Source organism: Microcystis sp. M53602_WE12 (assembly GCF_030065455.1).
Taxonomy (GTDB): domain Bacteria; phylum Cyanobacteriota; class Cyanobacteriia; order Cyanobacteriales; family Microcystaceae; genus Microcystis; species Microcystis aeruginosa.
In genome coordinates this window covers 1-3,353 of the sequence record NZ_JASJFB010000628.1, presented here as the reverse complement: position 1 = coordinate 3,353, position 3,353 = coordinate 1, and the positions used below count along the sequence as shown (strand labels likewise).

The window sequence follows — 3,353 nt, the reverse complement described above, 5'->3', positions numbered from 1 at the left end:
CTCTACTAACATCTCAAAAGGTAAATCTTGATGGTCGTAAGCATCCGTTGCTGTTTCTCGTACCTGTTTTAATAACTCGCTAAAACTGGGATTTCTGGCTAAATCTGTTCTTAAGACTAAGGTATTGACAAAAAAGCCGATTAACCCAGCTAATTCACTACGAGTACGGTTAGCGATGGGAGTACCGACTAAAATGTCTGTTTGTCCTGTGTAACGATAGAGTAGAGTCTGAAATGCGGTTAACAGGGTCATAAATAAGGTGACACCTTTTTCCCGACTCAGCTTATTTAACCCTTGACTAAGTTCTGGAGAAAGGATACATTTTATTCGATCTCCCTGAAAACTTTGTTGTAGAGGACGGGGATAATCCGTAGGTAGATGTAATAAAGCGGGTGCGGCTGCTAACTGTTTTTGCCAGTAATTTAACTGATTTTGTCGGATTTCTCCCTGCAAATATTCCCTTTGCCAAATTGCAAAATCTGCGTATTGGATTGGTAACTCTGGTAAAAGAGGTTCTAAACCTTTAGTATAGGCATTATAAAGGGTTGTCAATTCCTGAATAAATACCCCCATTGACCAACCATCAGAGACAATATGGTGCAGACAAATCAGCAAAAAATGTTCTGTGTCTGATAACTTGAGTAGGGTGGCTCTAATTAGGGAGTCATTGGCTAAATCAAAAGGTTGATGGCTGTGAATTTCTAGCCATTTTTTTATTTCCTGCTCTTCTCGACATTTTGGGCTGTCTTTCCCATTGACAAGCGTTAATTGCCAATTACTTTCTGGTTTGATTATTTGTACAGGATTTCCCTCAATAGTGGCGAAATTTGTGCGGAGGGACTCATGGCGCTGAATAATTTCTTGTAGGCTTTTTTCGAGGACATCTACCTGGAGATTTCCTGCTAAATGCAAGGCCAGGGAAATATTATAAAAGGGACTATTTGGTTCTAATTGATCTAAGAACCATAAACGCTGTTGGGCATAAGATAGGGGTAATTCTTCAAAATTCATTTTCTTTTTCTTGGTAAAATTGCTGGAACGATGGTATCGGATTTTTGCTGTTTTAACTGTTCAATCCCTTGGGCTAATTCTGCTAGTGTGGCCGAGTTGAATAACTGACGTAGGGGAAGTTCAACTTTCAAGCGATCGCGTATCTGTGCTACTAATTTAGTGGCTAGTAGGGAATGGCCTCCCAGTTCAAAGAAGTTATCATTTATACCCACTTTTTCAACTTTTAGCACTTCTGACCAAACAGTTACTAATATATCCTCAATTGGGGTACGCGGAGCAACATATTTGTCTGATGGTTCACTACTAGATTCTGGTGGGGGTAAAGCTCGACTATCTATTTTTCCATTAGCAGTAAGGGGTAAGGCATCTAAAATAACGAAAGCATTAGGTATCATGTAACCAGGTAATTGAGCTTTCAGGAATTGCCGTATTTCGTTAATGGTAATCGTTTTTTCCGATTGTGGCACAATGTAGGCCACAAGACGCTTATCTCCTGTTGCATCATCCCTCACTATTACTACTGTTTCCCAAATCTGGGGATGAGATGCTAATAATGCTTCGATTTCCCCCAACTCAATCCGAAAACCCCGAATCTTAACTTGATTGTCAATGCGTCCTAAATATTCAATATTACCATCGGGTAAATAACGGGCTAAATCTCCCGTTTTATATAATTTTGACGGCTCATTGCCCCCCTTATTAAGGGGGGTTGGGGGGATCACTTCATCCTTCTCAAAAGGACTAGGAATAAACCTTTCTGTTGTTAATTCAGGACGATTGAGATAACCTTTTGTTACTCCTGCACCTCCCACATACATCTCCCCGGGTACACCAACCGGTACAAGTTGTAAATGTTGGTCTAGTAAATACACCTGTAAGTCGGGAATGGGACGACCAATCACACTAGCTGTACTATCCAAGTCGTTCATACTTAATGGTCGATAGGTCACATGAACGGTAGTTTCTGTAATTCCGTACATATTAACTAATTGGGGGCATTGGTCGCCATGGCGCTGAAACCAAGGTTGTAAGCTGTTAATTTCTAAAGCTTCTCCTCCAAAAATAACTAAACGTAAGCTTAAATCGTTATCTGTTGTCGATGAACGATCCCCCCTTGATAAGGGAAAACTTCCTTTTAAGGATTCTTCAGCTTGAATTAACTGACGGAAAGCGGTAGGAGTTTGATTGAGAATTGTGACTTTTTCTTGATACAATAGCTGATAAAATGCTTCGGGAGAACGGGTCACTAAGTAGGGGACAACTACCAAGCGTCCACCATATAACAAAGCTCCCCACATTTCCCACACCGAAAAGTCAAAAGCGTAGGAATGAAATAGACTCCAGACATCTTGACTATTGAAATTATACCAAGCATCTGTAGCGGCAAATAATCGCACGACATTGGAGTGATTGACTAAAACGCCTTTCGGTTTCCCTGTGGAACCGGATGTATAGATAATATAGATTAAATTCTCTGGTTTTGCTACGCTTTCGGGGTTTGAGGTGATATTTTGAGCGATTTTTTCCCATTCTGTATCTAAACAGATAAGTTGTGCTTGATGTTCAGGAATAGACTTGACTAATTTTGCTTGAGTTACTAACACTTTTACCTGAGAGTCTTCTAACATGAAGCTCAGGCGTTCTTGGGGATAATCTGGGTCAAGAGGTACATAAGCACCACCTGCCTTGAGAATACCTAATAATCCCACCATCATCTCTAAGGACCGCTCAAGGGAAATACCGACTAAAGTATCAGCTTTTACGCCTAATTTCCGCAAATAATGAGCTAATTGATTAGCACGATTATTTAATTCTCGATAAGTTAAGGATTCATTTTCATAAGTTACTGCTACAGCATTAGGAGTCCGTTCAACTTGCTCCTCAAACAATTGATGAATACACTTATTAGCAGGGTAATCTACCTCAGTATTATTCCAGTCAATTAATAACTGTTGTTGTTCAACTTTAGTTAACAAAGGTAATTGAGAAACTCTCTCACTCGGATTAGTAATAATCCCCTCAAGTAGAGTCAGAAAATGACCGTTCATTCTCTCAATAGTCTCGCTATTAAATAGGTCAGTATTATATTCCCAAACCCCCATTAATCCCGTCTCTGTATTTTGCATTGATAGGGTTAAATCAAACTTAGCTATTTCAACTTCTAAGGGGAAAGAATCAATAGTTAAACCCGTTAACTCTATTTCAGATAAGGCAGTATTTTGAAGGACAAACATTACCTGAAATAGAGGAGTATGACTAAGATTTCTCTCTGTTTGTAAGGCTTCTACTAACATTTCAAAGGGTAAATCTTGATGAGCATAAGCACCTAAAGACATTTCTCT

At 39.5% G+C, this 3,353-nt stretch carries 2 protein-coding genes; both read right to left on the bottom strand.

The annotated features are described in order from the left end of the window. Nucleotides 1–1,011: condensation domain-containing protein (locus tag PX482_RS20005; protein WP_288122918.1), on the bottom strand; the 1,011-nt coding region annotated here is incomplete at its 3' end. Continuing rightward, the coding region (locus tag PX482_RS20000) for a non-ribosomal peptide synthetase (protein WP_288122916.1) at nt 1,008–3,353 on the bottom strand (2,346 nt) is incomplete at its 5' end. The genes PX482_RS20005 and PX482_RS20000, both read right to left, overlap by 4 nt.